This window comes from Rhodococcus sp. YH3-3 (genome assembly GCF_001653035.1).
GTDB classification, from domain to species: Bacteria; Actinomycetota; Actinomycetes; order Mycobacteriales; family Mycobacteriaceae; genus Rhodococcus_F; species Rhodococcus_F qingshengii.
In genome coordinates this window covers 158,953-173,901 of record NZ_BCWH01000004.1, presented here as the reverse complement: position 1 = coordinate 173,901, position 14,949 = coordinate 158,953, and the positions used below count along the sequence as shown (strand labels likewise).

Annotated in this window: 10 protein-coding genes and 3 pseudogenes; 8 read left to right on the top strand and 5 right to left on the bottom strand. The window is 62.3% G+C overall.

The features are described 5' to 3' along the window. The 4 genes from YH3_RS32135 to YH3_RS32120 all read left to right on the top strand — a co-directional run bounded on the left by YH3_RS32135 (position 1) and on the right by YH3_RS32120 (position 4,887). Positions 1-969, top strand: a complete 969-nt coding sequence (locus YH3_RS32135) for an NADP-dependent oxidoreductase (RefSeq protein WP_064444805.1) — start codon at positions 1-3, stop codon at positions 967-969. Between the two features lie 90 nt (positions 970-1,059). Next, on the top strand, positions 1,060-2,661 hold the full coding sequence (locus tag YH3_RS32130; RefSeq protein ID WP_064444804.1) for an FAD-dependent oxidoreductase: 1,602 nt from the start codon (positions 1,060-1,062) through the stop codon (positions 2,659-2,661). A 133-nt stretch (positions 2,662-2,794) separates the two neighbouring features. Then, a complete protein-coding gene (locus YH3_RS32125; protein ID WP_238592752.1) occupies positions 2,795-4,198 on the top strand; it encodes an MFS transporter in 1,404 nt (467 codons plus the stop codon). A gap of 92 nt (positions 4,199-4,290) precedes the next feature. After that, positions 4,291-4,887, top strand: a complete 597-nt coding sequence (locus YH3_RS32120; RefSeq protein ID WP_154100391.1) for a hypothetical protein — start codon at positions 4,291-4,293, stop codon at positions 4,885-4,887. A gap of 194 nt (positions 4,888-5,081) precedes the next feature. Here the strand turns inward: YH3_RS32120 and YH3_RS32115 are convergent, their stop codons facing one another. Further along, positions 5,082-5,405 (bottom strand): hypothetical protein, encoded by a 324-nt coding sequence (locus YH3_RS32115; RefSeq protein ID WP_064444802.1) that lies wholly within the window; start codon positions 5,403-5,405, stop codon positions 5,082-5,084. A gap of 445 nt (positions 5,406-5,850) precedes the next feature. Here YH3_RS32115 and YH3_RS37210 point away from each other — a divergent pair. The 3 genes and pseudogenes from YH3_RS37210 to YH3_RS32100 form a co-directional block, all read left to right on the top strand. Then, a pseudogene (locus YH3_RS37210) lies at positions 5,851-9,174 on the top strand (protein kinase). Between the two features lie 155 nt (positions 9,175-9,329). Beyond that, entirely contained in the window at positions 9,330-10,193 is an 864-nt protein-coding gene (locus tag YH3_RS32105; protein ID WP_223304550.1) for an IS5 family transposase, read from the top strand. An 18-nt stretch (positions 10,194-10,211) separates the two neighbouring features. Next, a pseudogene (locus YH3_RS32100) lies at positions 10,212-11,180 on the top strand (cutinase); the annotation flags it as partial. Between the two features lie 200 nt (positions 11,181-11,380). Here YH3_RS32100 and YH3_RS32095 read toward each other — a convergent pair. Further along, positions 11,381-11,902: an SDR family NAD(P)-dependent oxidoreductase gene (locus YH3_RS32095; protein ID WP_274522707.1), complete on the bottom strand. Its 522-nt coding sequence runs from the start codon at positions 11,900-11,902 to the stop codon at positions 11,381-11,383. An 18-nt stretch (positions 11,903-11,920) separates the two neighbouring features. Beyond that, positions 11,921-12,145: a hypothetical protein gene (locus YH3_RS32090; protein WP_064444801.1), complete on the bottom strand. Its 225-nt coding sequence runs from the start codon at positions 12,143-12,145 to the stop codon at positions 11,921-11,923. A 231-nt stretch (positions 12,146-12,376) separates the two neighbouring features. Here YH3_RS32090 and YH3_RS36955 point away from each other — a divergent pair. Beyond that, positions 12,377-12,676: pseudogene (locus YH3_RS36955) on the top strand (helix-turn-helix domain-containing protein); the annotation flags it as partial. 146 nt (positions 12,677-12,822) lie between these two features. Here YH3_RS36955 and YH3_RS32080 read toward each other — a convergent pair. Together YH3_RS32080 and YH3_RS32075 are read right to left on the bottom strand one after the other, a co-directional pair. Further along, complete coding sequence (locus tag YH3_RS32080; RefSeq protein ID WP_042446811.1) at positions 12,823-13,722, bottom strand: SDR family oxidoreductase; 900 nt, start codon at positions 13,720-13,722, stop codon at positions 12,823-12,825. 34 nt (positions 13,723-13,756) lie between these two features. Continuing rightward, positions 13,757-14,893 carry an acyl-CoA dehydrogenase family protein gene (locus YH3_RS32075; RefSeq protein ID WP_042446808.1) on the bottom strand — a complete coding sequence of 379 codons (1,137 nt, stop codon included), beginning with the start codon at positions 14,891-14,893 and terminating at the stop codon, positions 13,757-13,759. Positions 14,894-14,949 lie beyond the last annotated feature (56 nt).

Below are 14,949 nucleotides of genomic sequence, written 5' to 3'. Positions count from 1 at the left end.
ATGTCACCCGCTGGAAGTGTCGTACGAGCCATCACCATCCCCTCCTACGGTGGCCCGGAGGTGCTCAGTGTCGGCGAGGTGCCTGCGCCCGCGGCCGAGGCGGGACACGTGATCGTCCACGTCGGCGCGGCCGCGGTGAACAACGCGGACCTTCTGCTCAGAGCAGGTCTACAGAAGCATTTCGTGACCGGACTTCCCTTTCCGTACGTGCCGGGCATGGATCTGGCCGGGACTGTTCACAGCTCCACCGATTCCCGGTGGCCTGTAGGGACACGTGTCATGGCTGCCGTGTCGGCGTGGCGCGCCGGCGGCGGGGCACAGGCGGAGTTGGTCGGCGTGCCCGTCGAGTCCTTGGCGACCTCACCTGTCGGTCTCAGCGACGTCGAGGCCAGCACGCTACCGATGAACGGGTTGACCGCGATGGCATCGGTGGACGGTCTGGGGGTGCATGCCGGTGACACCGTGGTCGTACTGGGGGCGGCGGGCGCTGTCGGTGGCCTTGCGATCCAGATCGCGAAGGTGCGCGGACTGTACGTCGTCGCAGTCGCGTCCGCGGCTGACGAGCATCGTGTCCGTGAGCTCGGAGCGGACCACGTGGTGCCACGCGGAGACGGTTGGTTCGACGACGTTCGTCGGGATGTGCCTGGGGGAGCCGATGGCGTCATCGACGCCGCGGTGATCGGACAACCCGCGGTCGACCTGGTGAGAGATGGCGGAACACTGGCAACCCTGCGGTCGCACGACCAGGTCGTGATGGCGCGCGGGGTTGTCCAGCGCAAGGTATTCGTGCCCGAAGAACTCTCGAACACCGCCGCGCTGACGGAGTTGACCGCACTGGCCGACTCCGACGCAATCACGGCACGCGTCGCGCGGATGTTCACGCCGGACGAGGCCGCAGATGCTCACGCCCTGCTCGCCGCAGGCGGTATGCGGGGACGTGCGGTGCTCGACTTCTCCTCGTGGCAGTAAAACGAACGTTTGCTTGAAACCCGTCCGTCGACGTGGTTTGATTGCCGAGACGTGACCAGGACCACATCTACACGGAATGAAGGTGCCCCAATGGTCTTCGTGATCACCCCCGGTTGCTGCAGTGACGCGTCGTGCGTCGCGGTCTGCCCCGTGCAGTGCATCAGGCCTCGCCCGGGCGATCCGGACTTCTTGTCGACGGAACAGCTCTACATCGACCCGGCAACATGCATCGACTGCCAGGCGTGCATGGACGAGTGCCCGATCGATGCCGTCCACCCGGACTACGACATGCCCGAGGCGTTCGGTGACCTGCTCAAGATCAACGCCGATTACTTCAAGAGCACGCCGATCGTCGATGCCAGCCCACCCCGCCACATCAGGCCGAAGCTCCCCGAGACTCGGCCCAGTTTGAGGGTCGCCGTCGTCGGTACCGGACCGGCGGCGTGTTACGCGGTGGCTGCGCTGTCCGAGATCAGGGGAGTGGACGTCTCGGTGATCGAGCGGCTCCCGACCCCGTTCGGGCTGGTGAGATCCGGGGTCGCCCCGGACCATGGCCAGACGAAACGCATCACCGAACTCTTCAAGAAGACGCTGTCGAAGAAGACGGTGTCGTGTTACTTCAATGTCGAGGTGGGCGCCGACGTCTCGGTCGACGAGCTCCTGGAACATCACCACGCCGTCGTATGGGCAGCCGGTGCCGACGACGACCGTAAGCTTGGAATCCCCGGCGAGGATCTGCCGGGTTCATACTCCGCCCGCGAGATGGTGGCGTGGTACAACGGCCACCCCGATCACTCAGACAGGGACTTCGACCTGACCGGCGAGACGGTCGTGCTGGTCGGGAACGGCAACGTCGCCCTGGACGTCGCGCGGGCTCTGACCGGATCTGCGGATCACTTCGGTACCTCCGACATTGCCGATCATGCACTGAGTGTTCTCGCGGACAGCGGAGTGACGCAGGTGGTTGTCGCGGCACGTCGAGGACCGGAACATGCGGCGTACACCACCGGCGAACTCACCTCACTGGAGCGCCTCGACGGCGTCGACCTCATGGCCCACGCGGACGAGCTGTCCTCGCAGCTCGATCCCGACGACCGCCGCGACGCCGTCCTCATCGCCGCAGCCGAGCGGGAACAGACCGAGAATACTCGACGAATCATGTTGCGGTACAAACTCTCTCCGTTGTCCATCCAGGGAGATGGCCACGTCGAATCGATAACGTTCGCACGATGGGACGGCACCACCGAGACGATCGACACTCCGCTGGTGCTCCGGGCCATCGGCTACCGCGGCCGCGCGAGTGTCGGCCTTCCGTTCGACGACGCCACCGGCACAATCCCCCATGAGCAGGGGCGCGTCGTGGAGGGCGGCGAACGGGTGAGCGGTCTGTACTGCTCCGGGTGGATCAAGCGGGGCGCGACAGGAGTCATCGGTACGAACAAAACCGATGCAATGGAAACCGTTGCATCACTGATCGACGACTTCGTCACCGGCAAACTCGACGAGCCCCCGCGCGCACCGGAGGAATTCTCGGCCCTTGTCCGCTCCCGCAAGAATGACGTGCTCGACTACGACGCGTGGCGGCGGATAGACGATGAGGAGAAGGCGCGAGGCCGCGCGACCGGGCGTTCGCGCGTCAAATTCGTCAGCGTCGAGGACATGCTCGCCTTTTCCCGATCATCCACTGCCTGAATAATTTTCGCTGTGCCGCGAGGCGCCGGAACACTCCCTTGACAGCCGCTGCGATGTAAGTCATAGTTAGAAAACAATCACTTGTTTTTGGTGGACACTCGGCTCACCCTTCCTTCTCGCAGAAAGTCGAAGAATGGACGTAGTCGGTACGGTCAAATCATCGAAGATGCGCCCCTATCAATGGCTCATCATTTTCTTGTGCATGTTCTGCAACATGGTCGACGGGTTCGACTTCTTCGCCATGGGGTTCGTCCTACCGCATCTGCCGGAGGGCTTTGCAACGCCGAGCGTCAAGGGCTACCTGATCAGCGCCGGCCTGGTGGGCATGGCCTGTGGAGCGATGTTCGTTGCCCCTTTGGCAGATCGGTACGGTCGCCGACCTTTGATTATTGCCGGACTCACGACAAACATCCTGGCGATGATCCTGACCGCCTTGGCCCCCAATGCTTCGACGATGCTGGCGGGCCGATTCCTGACCGGTATCGGCGTCGGCGTGATCAGCGCGACTATGATCGTCGTTGCCCAGGAATTCTCCTCCGTCGCGCGGCGAAACTTTGCCGTAGGTATCGTCACGGTCGGCTTCCCGCTGGGCAGCACGTTGGCAGGGCTGACGGGTGTGTCGATTCTGGCGCTCTTCGATGGAGCCTGGCAGGCCATGTTCTGGGTGGGAATGATCGTCAGCGCTGCAGGACTCATCCTCGTCTCTTCCCTCCTCCCTGAAACTCTGTCCTTCCTGGTCGCGTCCGACACGCCGAAGTCGCACATCAAAATAGGCCGGATCGCGGCGAGGCTCGGGATCCCCTATGAACGCCAGAGTAAGGAATGGCGGAGCGTATCCGCTGATGACAGCTCGAGCAGCTCGTCCTCCACCCGCGAGGGCGTACTCAGCCCGCAGTTGCGTGAGCGCACCCTTTTACTGTGGATCGGTTACACCTTTCTCACCGCTGCGTACTATTTCGTCGGCACCTGGACACCGCAGCTCATCGCCGATGCGAGCGGAAGTGCCCAGGAAGGTGCCGTCGCAGGAACTATCATCAGCGTCGGAAGCCTGGCGGGCTCGATCGTGTTCGGCGTCATCGGGCTCAAGTTCCTCGCCACACGGATCGCCTGGGTGGCGTTGAGCCTGGCAGTTGTCAGCCTCGTGCTCTTCACGATCACGATGCAAGGGCCTCTCGCTCTGGTCATGGCGGGGGCGCTCGGGTTGGCCGTTTTCGTCTCTGTCTCGTCGTTCACCGCCATGGCACCACCGATGTACCCGGTGACAGTACGGGCCCGAGGTTACGGATTGATGGTCGGCATCAGCCGCATCGGTGCGGTCGTCACACCTATCCTAGCCGGCTACGCCGCAGGATCATTCTCTGCGAACAGCATTTTCTTGGCCGCGTCGGTTCCGTTGATCATATCTGCGGTCGCGGCCTTCCGTTTGTGGTCGGTCACCCGCAATGATTTCGACCGCGAGTTCGCGGACGCGGCTGTAGCCGCGCGGAGGGCACTCACAAGGCCCGAGACGACGGTAGCGCCGACGAAGCGGGCATGACGCCGCGGTGTCAGATCCGTTCACGCCCAACGGCTTTACGTCGCAAGCGCGCTGACCCGTGCGCAGGATGAAGAAACGTCAGGAGGTAGACAATGCCCACGCGACCGTACGAAACGGCCTGCGGCCGAGCCGCTACGCCGGCTCGACGCGTTGCGGTCGTCGGCAGCTGGGGCCCATCGGGTCTCATGTGTAATGCGCTTGCGGCGCTAAGAGTGCCCATCGCGCTCGACGTACTCGCCGTCGATGGTCGTTTCGACGGTGGTGGACCAGAACCCGGGAACAGTGTGCGCCTCATCGGCGGCTTCGGTGTGGAGGACCACGTCGACCGTTTCGATCTCTCGGCTCGGTACGACGCCGTTGTCTACGCGTTCGACACGAACGACGCACCACACCAGCTGGGCAAATTCATCCGCTGCGGTCATCTGTTGGTCAACGACCGGGGACTGCTGGTCGGTAGCGTGAACGAGTTCATATTCGGCGGTATGCAACACGGTAGCCGCCAGGACCAAATTGCCTCGGCGGACATGGTTGCATCGAGAGTCTCTTCGATCGTGAGCGACCCCAAATACAAGTCGATGGGGTGGTCCGCTGTGGATCCCGCGCGCTGGATCGCAACGCAGTACCCGAACGCAGTGATAGTTGGGGGAAACTACGAAACCGATGACGCGATGTATGACGTGTCTGCGTAGCTTCTCGACTACGACGGTCCTGGGGCCGACGCACTGATCGACAGGCAGTATGCGGCTCGACGTACGTCGCTGCGCTGGACGATGTCCGACGGCACTCTTCGCGCACGTCCGGGGTACCGTGCCGCTCAGCCCGAACAGCCTTGTTCACCGACTCTGGGCTTGCGCGACAGGCACCTCACGTCCAGGCTCGAGCGCTACGTGGTGGAGCCTGCAGCAAGCCGGTCCCGGTTCTCGATTGCCCACTCCCGTAACGAGATCGAGGGGCGGCCGGCAACGAACTCCACGTCGTCTCGGACGGTACCGATGTATCCCATTCGTCCGTCGATGACTTGCCGGGTGAAGTCCACTCCTGCTTCGGCGTACCACGATTCGACATTCGTCGAGCCGTGAGCGATTGCGGCTGCGTAGTCTTCCGGGCCGCGGATGTCGCATCGGATTTCTGTGCCGAGCACCTTCGTCTGGCACCAGATGAAGCCGCAGCTGCGACGTCGGATGCCGATGGAGTGGTCATCTGCCACGACCGATCAGGGAGTTCGCGCAACAGGACGCTCGAGTTGCTCGAGTTCGCAAGCGGTGGCACGCCAGGGATGGTCCCCCCCGCTCCATCGAGGGTGAAATACTCGCCGGTGAGAGTACTCCGGTGCGGGTGGAGTTCCATCCGACCAACTCGGGGGAGCGATTCCCCGTCTTCATGGTCTGCGGGCCTGACGAGCCGAGGCGAGGTGTACAGCACCGAGCGGATCCGGACATTGCTCTGACATGAGGCGTCGTTCGTGATGCCCGACTACGCGGAGATCTGCGCCGGGGTGGCCCGGGCCTGTGACGCGGCCAGCTCAGGGCCCGCGCCGCCGACCTCGCCATGCGCTGCGTTGACGGCTATGCCCAATGGGAACATCATCGAGAGGTAACACAGCACACACGCGACGGTGCATCATCGACGATGCCGCGGAATCGAAGTAGACGATGATCGAGAACGATCCACTCCAGACGCGTCGCGATTTGCTTCCATTCATCACGGATGAGCTGGCAGCGGCGGGCTTCGACGACGCGCGGGAGATTGGGCGCGGTGGTTTCGGTGTTGTCTACCGCTGTACCCAGATCGGCCTTGACCGCACAGTGGCGGTGAAGGTACTTACCACGGACCTGGACGAGGAGAACCGCGCACGCTTTTTCCGGGAACAGCGGGCAATGGGTCGCTTGACCGGCCACCCCAACATCGTGGGTGTTTTGCAAGTCGGTGCCACCGACACCGGGCGCCCCTACCTGGTGATGCCTTACCACTCGCAAGGCTCCGTCGATACCCGGATCCGCCGGCAAGGGCCGTTCTCGGTGGAGGAAGTGCTGCGGCTCGGGGTGAAGATGGCGGGCGCACTCGAGACGGCGCACCGGGCCGGCATTCTGCATCGTGACGTCAAACCGGCGAACATTCTGCTTACCGACTACGGTGAACCGGCTCTGACCGACTTCGGGATCGCGCACATCACAGACGGTTTCAAGACCGCGACCGGAACCGTCACGGGTTCGCCTGCATTCACCGCACCGGAGGTTCTCGGCGGCGAGCCGCCGAGTCCGGCTTCAGATGTCTACGGGCTCGGGGCCACACTGTTCAGCGCACTGACCGGTCACGCGGCATTCGAGCGTCGCAGCGGCGAGCAGGTTGTCGCCCAGTTCCTTCGAATCACCGCGCAACCGATACCGGACATGCGCGAGCACGGCTTCCCCGACGACGTATGTGGCGTCGTGGAAAAGGCGATGTCTCGCGATCCACAGGTCCGTCCTTCTACATCGGTGTTCGGTGAGAAACTCCGAGCGTTGCAAATCCGCCGCGGTTTGCCGGTCGATGAGATGGCACTACGCGCTGAACCTGCGTCGGCGCAACCCTTCACCCCGACAGCGTTCGCGGAATCGTCCGCCGGAAGCGGTGAATCACACGGAGACCGGGAAACAAATACACCGTCGGTCTCGGACCCAACCGATGGACTTCCGCTGGAGTTGACCAGTTTCGTCGACCGCCGCACCGAACTCGCCGCAGCCAAGAACCTGCTGTCGACCGCCCGACTGGTGACGTTGACGGGAATCGGTGGTGTCGGGAAGACCCGTCTCGCCATACGGGTCGCAGCCAAGTCGCAACGCAGTTTTTCCGGCGGCGTGCGACTGGTGGAGTTGGGGGAATTGCGTGACGCAACGCTGTTGGGGGGCGTTGTGGCGTCTGCGCTGGGGCTACGAGGCCTGTCGGGGAGGCCGGTACAGGAGGTACTGGCCGAGTTTCTCGCTCAGCGAGAACTGTTGCTGGTGCTCGACAATTGCGAACAGATTGTGGCTGCGGTAGCGCAGCTCACCGAATTCCTGCTGCATGTCTGCCCGGACTTGCGGATTCTTGCGACGAGCCGCGAACCGATCGGCATCGGCGGGGAAGCTGTCCTGCTCCTTCCACCGCTCCCCGTCCCGGAGCCTGATCACCTACCCAGAGGCGGGCCTGGCAACGACGCGGTGAAACTGTTCGTCGAGCGCGGTGCAGCGGCTGTCCCAGGGTTCGAACTCACCGAGGACAACAAGGTCGCCATCGCATCGATCTGTCGGCAACTGGACGGGCATCCGCTGTCGATCGAGTTGGCGGCGGCGCGGTTGCGGGTGATGTCGCCCGAACAGATCCTGGAACGGTTGAACGATCGCTACACGCTCCTGACCCGCGGCAGCCGGGGCGCGCCGACGCGGCAGCAGACCCTGCGATGGAGTATCGACTGGAGCTACGACTTGTGCACCCCCGTGGAGCAGGCGGTATGGGCCCAGCTGTCCGTGTTCTCCGGCGGTTTCGAACTCGACGCCGCAGAACAGGTGTGCGGCGGAGATCGGACATCGACCGACATCCTTGACGCTGTGACGTCACTGGTCGACAAGTCGATCCTGATCCGAGAAGAGTCGGGCACGACGGTACGTTTCCGGATGCTCGAAACTCTGCGTGACTACGGGTTGCAGAAGGCGCAGGAGGCAGGTGAGCACGAGTACATCGAACTTCGCCGCCGGCATCTTTACTGGTGCGAAGGTTTGGCGTTTACTGGTGCGAAGGTTTGGCGCTCGCCGCCGAAGCCGACTGGATCAGCCCCCGGCAGGTCGAGTTGATCACCACGATTACTCGGGAGCACTCGAATCTGCGGGAGGCTTTGGAGTTCTGTGTGTCCGAGAGCCCTGAAATCGGTACTCGGATCACCGCTGCCCTGTTTCCGTTCTGGCTTTCCCAGGGCGCACTCACCGAAGGGCGGCAGTGGCTCAGACGCTTCCACAGCCTCCGGACGGGGCCCGCGACCGTCGATCAGGCCAAGGCGATCCAGGCCGGCAGTCTGATGGCCGCTGTGCAGGGCGATCTTGCAGTGTCGGCGGTCTGGTGGAGGAGGGCCGGGTGCTCGCGGATCAGACGACCGACCCTCTGCTGCATGCATACATCGAACAGGCGGTTGGATATTTTGCCATGTTCAGCGGGAACCTCCAGGACGCATGTCCGCACCTCGAGAAGGCTGTTGAGGTGTACTCCGAACGGAAGGTCGTGCTCTTCGAGGTCTTGGCTCTCTTGATCCTCGGTTTGACATTCGAACAGCTGAACGAGACGGACCGGGCAATCGAATACTACGAGCGTGCGCTCGCCATTACCGAAGCACACGGTGAAACGATGTATCGGTCGTATGTGCTGTGGGCACTTGCCATTGCGACATGGAGGCAAGGTGATCACGATCGAGCGGCTCGGCTGCTGAAGCAGTCGCTGCGGCTGGGGCGGAAGATCAATGACCGGTTGAACGCCGGCATGTGTCTGCAAGCGCTGTCATGGATCGCGGTCGACGACAAGGACGTCCGGCGCACGGCTGTGTTGATGGGCGCCGCGGAGGCAGCGAGCCGGTCGGTAGGAGGCACGAGTGTTGTCGTGCCCGGAATGATCGTCTTCCAAGACTCGTGTGAACGCGAGGTCCGACGCGCACTCGGTGAGCGGGCCTTCGGTGAGGCCCGCGGCCAGGGGGCCGCGCTCCGATTCCCAGCCGCCGTCGACTACGCGCTGGGCGAGCAACGCACGCACACACGAACGTCCACTACCGGTCCGTCGACCCAACCGACGAAACGCGAACTCGAGGTCGCAGAACTGATTGCCGACGGTTTGACAAACAAGGAGATCGCCGCTCGTTTGGTGATTTCACCGCGCAGGGGCATGTCGAACATCTGCTGATCAAGCTGGGATTCACCTCAAGGGCGCAGATCGCTGGGTGGGTCGTGGAATCGAGAACCGATCTAGCAGATCACTAGCGAACTGTGGTCGCTAGGAGTTTGAGAGCTGTCTTGAGTCTCAGAACGTGTTTGAGAACTCGTGATTGTGGGCGGTGCTGCGGGTAGAACGATGGACGGGCTCCTGGTTTGGTCAGTGATTACCAATGTCGCTGCCCGTGCCCAGGAGCCCACGAATGCCATCATCACCGATCTCGCTGTGCCCGTCGTGCCCGCCCCATCCGTCGCGCGGACATTGCTGCGCGATGTATCCGTCGTCGTCGCTGACCGACGCCCAGTGGGCGATCCTGGAACCGTTGCTGCCGCCGCCGGGCAACACGGCAGGTCGCGGCGGCAGGCCCGAGAAGCATTGCCGCCGAATGATTCTGGATGCCATCTTCTACCTGGTTCGGGGTGGTATCGCGTGGCGCCAGCTACCGGCGGAGTACCCGCCGCCGATGACCGTATACGCGGTCTTCGCTCGCTGGGTACGCGGAGGCGCGTGGCAACGCATGCATGACATGCTGCGAGACCGGACACGCACGCAAGGAGGGCGGGACCGGTGCCCGACCGCTGCGGTCATCGACTCGCAGACCGTGCCCGCAGCCGATACGGTGCCCCGATCCAGTCGCGGGTGGGACGGCGCGAAAAGAACAAACGGCCGCAAACGACACATCGCAGTGGATGTCAACGGCCTGCTGCTCGCCGTCGTGGTCACCGCCGCGTCCATCCAGGACCGCGACGCCGCGCACCGGCTACTCGCCGCACTGCGTGTCGCGTTCTCCACCATACGGCTGATCTGGGCCGACGGCGGCTACCCAGGTCGGCTACTCGTCTGGGCGGAACATGTTCTCGCCCTGCGAATTCAGATCATCAAACGCAAACCGGGCAGTACCGGATTCCACGTCCGCCCCCACGTCTGGGTGGTCGAGCGGACCTTCGCGTGGATCAGCAAGCACCGCCGCTGCGTCCGCGACTACGAAACCAGACCGGACCACCACGAAGCGATGGTCCGCATCGCCATGATCGTCCTCATGACCCGCCGACTCGCCCGAACGTGACCGGTTCTCAAACACGTTCTCAGCAGTGCGCTCTCGACAGTGACCGCGATCGCCGACACCGCGAGCAAGCTCGCCAGCAAAGGCTCCACGACGCTGCCGGCCTCATCTCCGGACCTGACCCCCCTATCGACCGCCGCTGGCACCCTCGACAGTCAGATCGCGCCGCTCACAACGACACCGAGCGACGTCCTTGGTTCCGCCTCCGGAGTCCTCTCCTTGCTCAAGCCCACGGTCGTTGTCAACCAAGTTCTCAACGTGGCCACCGGTGTCGCATCCCTGGACATGCCAGCGATTCTGGCGAACCTGAACCTCCTTCCGCAGAAGGTCGCCGCGCTCGACGCCCGGGGTGCCCATAAGGTCGCAGGGGATCTGAACAACCAGCTCTCGCCGTTGCTGAAGCTGGCCGCAGGTGTCGATCTGAAATGGGTCTCACAGGTCCTGTCGGCAATCCCGGATCCGTCCGGCTACTCGCAAGTCGCGGCGCTCGTCGCGTCGAACCTGGGAGGCGTCGACATCATCAAGCTCGCAAACCTCGTCGGACGGGTACAGGAAATCGCTTGGGCCGCAGTCGAGAAGCTGTTCCCACCGCCTGGACAGCTCCCCGACCCGATCGGGGCCGGAACTGTCATGACCAGTCTCGTCCCGGTCGGGCTCGAACTCGCCTCTGTCGCGGTCAACATGCTCTCCGGCAAAGCTACGAAGACTGATCCGGCATTGCTCGGCAAGCAGGCCTCGACGGCCGCGACCATCAATACCGCTCAGACGCAGGACCTGGAACTTCCAGCACTGGCTAATTCGTTGACCACCATGGCCAGTGAACAAGGCGCCAACGACCTCGCCTCCTTGATAGGGGAGGGGCTCGACGCAGCGTCCTTCTTCGCGTCCGGAGCACATCAGAACTACAACTCCCTGGTTGTCGACAATTCCGGCCGCAACGCGATCGAATGGATCGCCGACTGGCTCAACCTGCAGATCGGATACGCGTGATGAGAAGATGCTTTGCCTGTGTTGACATCTAGGTCTTCACCGCGCTGCCTCAGATTCGCTTTCGGTAACTTGCTGAACTGATTGGCGCTCTCAACCGTGGTCGTAACCGTTGAATTTGGACTCGAGCATTTGTATTCATCAGCGGGGTCAACGCGATGCGGCTGCGCTGACCCCGCTGATGAAAATATGCCTTTCAGTGACTATTTCGGCCAGGGGCCCTGAATTGTCATGCCGCCATCGGTGACAATTGGTTGTCCAGTGACGTAGCCAGCCTCCGGAGAGAGGAGAAAGGCGATCACTTCGGCAATCTCGGAGGGTTCGGCAAACCGGTTCATCGGTGTACGAGTGTGAACCGGACTCGGGTCCAGAAATCCGTCGTTGATCAACTGAGCGATTGCCGGAGTCTTGACCCACCCCGGTGCCACGGCGTTGACGCGAATCCGATCGGGAGCCCATTCCACAGCAAGTGTCTTGACGACGGCCTCGATTCCGCCTTTGGCTGCGCAGTAGCCGAGTCGTTCGGGGATGCCCAGGTGAGCTCCCATTGACGACATCGCCACGATGGCGGCGTTGTCGCTGACTTTCAGGTGTGGATACGCCGCTCGCGCGATCCTGATTGTGCCCATCAGATGAATGTCGAGTAGTCGTTCGATCGACTCGGATGTGGCCGACTTGCGTCGCTCTCGCGATGGGGGCTCTGCCGCGGAGCGCTCGCTTTCGATAGCACCAGAAGGCGCCCATCACGACACGCGCGGTGCGTCCGCCGGACCCTCTCCGAGAGAGAAGACGCAGAACGTGCAACGACGCCGTGGCCCGCGGAGTTTCGAGAGTTCTTCTCCCTTCACGACGGCCAGGTACGGCCGACCGGCGGATAGGACTTCGTCGGGAGTGTGTTCCCGGGCTTTGATCTGCTCTGTCTCGACGAGGTCGTCGCAGAGCGCCGATACTTGCGTGATCACCTCCATGACAACGAAGATTTGGGCGATGAGTGGGGGACTATCGCGCGGCAGCAGCCGGCGGGGGAGGTCGCGCACATGTTTGTGAGTGAATACATTACGTTCGCGGTGCACGGGTGCTGTGATGATCTGTTGTGCGTAGACACGCGCGGTGGGCAGCGACAAGGTTGCGTTCGCGAGTTCGGTTCGGAGGGCGCTGATGAATCCGAGCCTGAGTCGGCGTCGCGGCCGCGGTGGAGCATTCTCGCAGCTTCCCGCGAGGTCGATGTATCCCGAACCGCTGGTAACAACAAATCGAGTGGCTACAAGACTTACCGCAACGGTGCGGCCGTGGGATTCGTGCCTGCTTTGGAGCAGTTGGTGGTGCGTGAGATCAATGCTTGGTGTCTGTCCTGGGACGAACGCATCGAGATCACCGATCTACGCCATGCGGGACCGAGTATTCGAGCGATCGCAGGCTGGCTGGGTCGATCGCTCTCGACGATCTCGCGCGAACTACGCCGGATTGGAGTCGCGGGCAACGATTATCGGCCGTTTGAGGTCATCTACGTGTTGGAATTGAGGACGAGCAGATCGGTGAATTGCGAACCGTTGTCACCTTCTCCTGTCGCACGAAAGCCAACCGACTCTGCCGATGTGTGGCGGTTGTTGTTCTGTGAGGAACAACAACCGGCCCCTGATCGTCCTTAAACGCGGCGTTGGCTCTTCGCAGCTTCGCTCGCGGCCTTGCTCTTCTCCCGAGCTGAAGCCCAGTCCTCGTTCGACATCGAGGTCAACCCGGCGAAAGTGCCGGGGCCGGCGAGCATCTGACCACCGTCCATAGCAATTGTCTGGCCGGTGAGGTAGTCACATGCGTCCGACAGCAGGAACGTCGTCAGATTTGCGAGTTCCTCGATCGTACCCATCCGTCCTGCCGGTACCTGATCGGCTTGAGTGGCGCCGATGGCGCTCTCGTCAGTAGGATTGAGCATCTCCCACGCGTAGTCCGTCGGAATAGGTCCGGATGCAATGGCATTGAGTCGAATTCCATACCGTGCCCATTCCACTGCCAGTGACATCGTCATCGAGTGGACCGCGGCCTTTGCCATAGCGGACGGGACGACAAATGCGGAACCAGTCCACACCCAGGTGGTCAGTGTGGACAGTACGACACCTTTGGTCTGGCCTTCGATCCAGCGACGGCCGGCGGCATGGGTGGTGTTGAACGATCCGTTCATGACTGTGGAAGTGACGGCTTCGAATGCCCGTGCACTCAGTGATTCGGTGGGAGCGATGAAGTTCGCTGCGGCATTGTTGATCACGCCGGTCAACGGTCCGTGCTGGGACCAGATCTCGTCCATAGCGGCGTCGACTAGGTCAGCTTTTCGCACGTCGACCGCCTGCCAGTGCACGCTTCCCGGCCGCTCGGCGCTTGCTTCTGCTGCGGCTTCCTCGAGAATGGCAGGTCGTCGCCCCCATAGATGGACTTCGGCGCCATTGGCTACGAGGTGCCGAGCGACTCCGCGTCCGAGTCCTGTGCCACCACCGGTGATGAGAATCCTTTTGCCTGCAAGAGCATTCGGGGAAAACAGGGGAGTTGTCGTCATATGACTATCCTTTCGAAGTTCTGCTGGTGGGGAGCTACAGTCCCAGACTCTTGGAGATGATTTCGCGTTGAATCTCGTTGGTACCACCGTAGATTGGTGGGGCGAGAGAGCGTCGCACCTGCTCCTCCATTCCGTACTCACGGGTGTAGCCATATCCACCCATCATCTGCATGGCTTCCAGTGCGACCTTCTTTGCAACTTCGGTGCACTTGAGTTTTGCCATCGACCCCTGTCGGTCGAGGCTGTCTTCCTCGCCGGCGTCGATTCGTTCGGCAACGTGATAAACGAATGTGCGGCAGTATTCGATTTCCGTTGCCAGATCTGCGATGCGATGACGGATCGCTTGGAAGCTGCTGATGGTGCGGCCGAATTGTTCGCGTTCCTTGACGAAGGCGATGGTGTCGTCGAGTGAACGCTGTGCTGCTCCGATCGACATCGTCGCGATGATCAGCCGTTCGACGTTGAGGCCGCGCATCAGGTGTTTCCACGCGTTGCGTGGTTCACCGACAACCGCATCCACCGGTACTTCGACATCGGTGAAGTAGAGATCGTTGACTGTGTGAGCTTCCATGGTTCGAATCTCGTGGATCTTCAGACCCGGAGCGTTTGCGGGAACCATCAACAGGGTCAGCCCCTGGTGTTTGGAACCGGACGTGTCTTCCCGTGTAAGAACGAGAATGTTCTCGGCAACATGGGCGGCGGAGGTCCAGGTCTTCTGCCCGTTGATGACGTAGTGATCGCCGACGTGTTCGGATTTGATGCGTACGCCACCGAGATCGGAGCCGGCCCCCGGTTCGCTGAGCGCGATGGACTCGAGTTTTCCGGCCGTCATGTTGGCCACGACCGTCTTTTTCTGCTCGTCGGTTCCGTAACGCATATAGGTCTGCGCTGCAGTCAAACTGCTGGAGTAGGCCGTGATCGGAGCAAGCCCGCGCGAGGTTTCTTCGAGGAAGATGCACTCGTCGACCATCCCTGCGCCGCCACCTCCGAATTCCTCCGGGAGAGAGACTCCGAGCCACCCGAGTTCGGAGAACTTCTTCAGCAAGGCGGGACTGTTTGCCAGAGTGCCGTTCTCCGTCAGTAGGTCACGTTGACTGAGCGTGCTGCACTCGGCGTCACAGAACTTGCGTATCGCGTTCGCGAATTGCTGCTGTTCATCAGTGAATTGCATGGTTCGCCTGTTCCTCGATTGTGAAAGCGCTGCGCAGTGGCACAGTGCAGCGTTCT

Excerpts from the sequence above, each read along its gene's own strand:
- YH3_RS32135 (WP_064444805.1), top strand. The coding sequence starts at position 1 with ATGTCACCCGCTGGAAGTGTCGTACGAGCCATCACCATCCCCTCCTAC.
- YH3_RS32130 (WP_064444804.1), top strand. The coding sequence starts at position 1,060 with ATGGTCTTCGTGATCACCCCCGGTTGCTGCAGTGACGCGTCGTGCGTC.
- YH3_RS32125 (WP_238592752.1), top strand. The coding sequence starts at position 2,795 with ATGGACGTAGTCGGTACGGTCAAATCATCGAAGATGCGCCCCTATCAA.
- YH3_RS32120 (WP_154100391.1), top strand. The coding sequence starts at position 4,291 with ATGCCCACGCGACCGTACGAAACGGCCTGCGGCCGAGCCGCTACGCCG.
- YH3_RS32105 (WP_223304550.1), top strand. The coding sequence starts at position 9,330 with ATGCCATCATCACCGATCTCGCTGTGCCCGTCGTGCCCGCCCCATCCG.
- YH3_RS32090 (WP_064444801.1), bottom strand. The coding sequence starts at position 12,145 with ATGGAGGTGATCACGCAAGTATCGGCGCTCTGCGACGACCTCGTCGAG.
- YH3_RS32080 (WP_042446811.1), bottom strand. The coding sequence starts at position 13,722 with ATGACGACAACTCCCCTGTTTTCCCCGAATGCTCTTGCAGGCAAAAGG.
- YH3_RS32075 (WP_042446808.1), bottom strand. The coding sequence starts at position 14,893 with ATGCAATTCACTGATGAACAGCAGCAATTCGCGAACGCGATACGCAAG.